Source organism: Robiginitalea sp., from assembly GCF_049588695.1.
Lineage (GTDB): Bacteria > Bacteroidota > Bacteroidia > Flavobacteriales > Flavobacteriaceae > Robiginitalea.
Map to the genome: position 1 here is coordinate 1 of NZ_JBAVZJ010000564.1, position 3,256 is coordinate 3,256.

Below are 3,256 nucleotides of genomic sequence, written 5' to 3' on the forward strand. Positions count from 1 at the left end.
GTAGTCCTGGACCCTAATGCCTACCTGACCGCTACCCTCCCTTCAAATACCCCAAATACGGTTCCTGCTATTGGTTTTATCTCCCATTTTGATACCAGTCCGGATTTCTCAGGGGAAAATGTAAAACCGAGGGTGATCGAGGATTATGACGGGGCGGATATTATCCTGAACGCTGAAAAATCTATTGTACTTTCACCCGAGTACTTCCCGGAGCTTTTGCAATATAAAGGACAAACCCTGATCGTGACAGACGGGACCACACTTTTGGGTGCCGACGATAAAGCCGGGGTCGCAGAGATTATCACCGCCATGGAGTATTTGATAACCCATCCGGAGATTCCACATGGAGAAATCCGTATAGGCTTTACCCCGGATGAGGAAATCGGGCGTGGAGCCCACCTTTTTGACGTACCTGCGTTCAGAGCCCAATGGGCTTATACTGTGGATGGCAGTCAGATCGGGGAACTGGAATATGAAAATTTTAACGCGGCAAAGGCAGAAGTGCGAGCCTTTGGTAAGAGCGTACACCCGGGGTATGCCAAAGACAAAATGATCAATGCCCTGACCGTACTCCGAGAGGTACTTTCAGGACTTCCGGCAGAAGAGGTCCCGGAAAAAACGTCTGAAAGGCAGGGTTTCTACCACGTGCATCGGATGCAGGGAGGTATTGAAAAAGCCACGGCCCAATTGATTATCCGTGATCACGACAAAACACATTTCGAAAACCGGAAAGCCCGGCTACAAGAGCTGGTAGCTGAAGCCAGGAAAGAGTACAATGCTGAAATCGAAGTCGAAATCTCAGATCAGTACTATAATATGAAGGAAAAAATCCTCCCTGTTTTCTCCATTGTGGAAGTAGCGGAAAAGGCGATGAAAGCTGTCGGCGTTAAACCGATTATAAAACCCATACGAGGCGGTACGGACGGTTCTCAGTTGAGTTTTATGGGTCTCCCCTGCCCTAATATATTTGCCGGAGGACATAATTTTCACGGTAAATACGAATACATCCCGGTACAGAGTATGGAAAAGGCTGTGCAGGTCATTGTGAAAATTTGTGAGTTAACTGCAAAAAAACCTCCGGAAACATGGCAGCCGAAGAAAAACTAGAAGCCTATTTCGGCAAACGCGGACCATTTAAGGAGGGTATTGGGATGCTGCGCAGTATCACACTGAAGTGCGGCCTGGAAGAAACGCTGAAGTGGAACGCTCCTGTTTACACGATGGAGGGGAAAAATATAGTGGGAATCCTATCTTTCAAAAATCATTACGCCCTTTGGTTTTTTAACGGGGTTTTCCACACAGACCCCCTGGGTGTGTTGCAGAATGCACAAGATGGGAAAACCATGGCTATGCGTCACTGGAAATTCAAAACGGATGATGTATTGAATCCGGAGGCTATAAAAAAATACATCGAAGAGGCTATCCAAATCGAAAAGAAGGGATTGAAAATAGCGGGTAACAAAACAGTGAAGCGTGAAATTCCTATAGAACTAAAGACACTCCTTCTGGCTAATCCAGCTTTGTCCAGCGAATTCTATAACCTTCCTCCTTATAAACAAAATGACTATTGTGAATACATCGCAACGGCCAAAAGAGAAGATACCCGCGAAAGAAGGCTGCAAAAAATCATACCTATGATCTCCAAAGGGATAGGCCTGAACGATAAGTACCAAAAGTAACAGGGTTCCGCAGCAGGTCAGTACCTCTACCAACCATTGTGGTAGTGCACCCTGGCTACTGAATTGGCTTCAGGATCCTTAAAACTTCCCGTTTCTTTATCCCAAAACACCTTACCGCCCATTTTATAGGCCACATTACCCATATGACATACCCGGGCTGCATGGTACCCCACCTCTACAGGTGCCTTGAGAATAGTGGGATCTGCTGTTTTAAGGGCTTTCAGGAAGTTTGAAGTATGCCGATTAAGTCCTTCACCTGAGGAAGGCTGAAGGGGTACAGCCTCCATCTTTGGCTGATCCTTGAGCATACGCCATCCATCATGTGCTACTTCCGGAATAACTTCCCACCCACCGCGGTCCAGAACCAGAGTCCCATTATTTCCGATAAATGCGATTCCGTGGTTTCTGCCATAATTTCCGCCGTCGATTCCCGTAGCGTGCTCCCAAAGAAGCGTAAAGTCATTAAACTCGTATATGGCCTGTAAGGTATCCGGAGTCTCGGAAGCATCGTCCGGGTAGGCATATTTCCCCCCTGTAGCAGTAATGGAAACAGGATTCGCTGCCTTCATCCCGAAGAGCGCATAGTCGATCAGGTGGACGCCCCAGTCCGTCATCAAGCCCCCGGCATAGTCCCAAAACCAACGGAAATTAAAGTGGAAACGGTTCGGGTTAAACGGCCTTTGGGCAGCAGGCCCCAGCCACATTTTATAATCCACCTCCGGTGGAGGCGGGGCATCGGGTAAAACCGGTATAGGTTTCATCCAACCCTGATATGCCCATGTTTTTACAAGTCGGATTGGACCAAGAGCTCCCGAATGTACATAGGATATTGCCTTTTCGAAATGGGGCTCGCTCCGCTGCCACTGACCCACCTGTACAATTCGGTCAGAGTCTTTCACGGCTTTAAGCATACGATCCGCCTCATGGATGGAATTGGCCAGGGGTTTTTCACAATACACATGTTTCCCTGCTTTCAGGGCGTCGATGAGCTGCAGGCAATGCCAGTGATCGGGTGTCCCGATAATCACCGCATCGATATCCGCTGAATCGAGAAGTTTGCGATAATCCGTGAATCGCTTTGGTTTTGGACGCCCGCCCGCAAGTATTTCCGCCTCCCGCCTGTCCAGGACACGGGTATCCACATCGCAAAGGGCGGCTACCTCTACTTCGGGGTTACGCATAAATGACGACAGGTTCGAAAACCCCATTCCATTACAACCGATCAAACCTACGCGGATGCGATCGTTTGCCCCAACCAACTCATCCTGCTGAGCCCAGAGTAAGGGAGGAACGAATAGTGCTGCCGAACTCCCCAGTATGCCTTGTTTCAAAAATTTTCTCCGGTAATTCATACACTTTGTGTTTCGTGTTTTAAATTAATCAAATTATACCATTACACATACAATTCCGAAATTGTTTGTTGGATCCGGGGCAGGACCTCCTCGGTGTCCTTAAAATTTGGACTCCAGGGACGTGGGCTTTTTTAGTGGGATATGTTAGATCAATCGAAATAATTAAACTACCTTTTAGACCGGACATTTAACAAACCCACGATTATGAAACCTACCCCTGTACTG

At 47.8% G+C, this 3,256-nt stretch carries 3 protein-coding genes; 2 read left to right on the plus strand and 1 reads right to left on the minus strand.

All coding sequences use genetic code 11. The features are described 5' to 3' along the window. Together pepT and WBV75_RS12945 are read left to right on the plus strand one after the other, a co-directional pair. Positions 1 to 1,107, plus strand: a 1,107-nt coding sequence (gene pepT / locus WBV75_RS12940) for a peptidase T (protein WP_424121005.1), incomplete at its 5' end; no start/stop codon positions are given. Continuing rightward, positions 1,086 to 1,679 (plus strand): YdeI/OmpD-associated family protein, encoded by a 594-nt coding sequence (locus WBV75_RS12945; protein WP_424121006.1) that lies wholly within the window; start codon positions 1,086 to 1,088, stop codon positions 1,677 to 1,679. The genes pepT and WBV75_RS12945, both read left to right, overlap by 22 nt. Positions 1,680 to 1,705: 26 nt before the next feature. On the opposite strand, the gene WBV75_RS12950 is transcribed toward WBV75_RS12945, so the two are convergent. Next, positions 1,706 to 3,010, minus strand: coding sequence for a Gfo/Idh/MocA family protein (locus WBV75_RS12950; RefSeq protein ID WP_424121007.1), 1,305 nt, complete (start codon positions 3,008 to 3,010; stop codon positions 1,706 to 1,708). Positions 3,011 to 3,256: the final 246 nt, after the last annotated feature.

Bases quoted from the DNA above. Each gene is read 5' to 3' on its own strand.
- WBV75_RS12945 (WP_424121006.1), top strand. From the start codon at position 1,086: ATGGCAGCCGAAGAAAAACTAGAAGCCTATTTCGGCAAACGCGGACCA.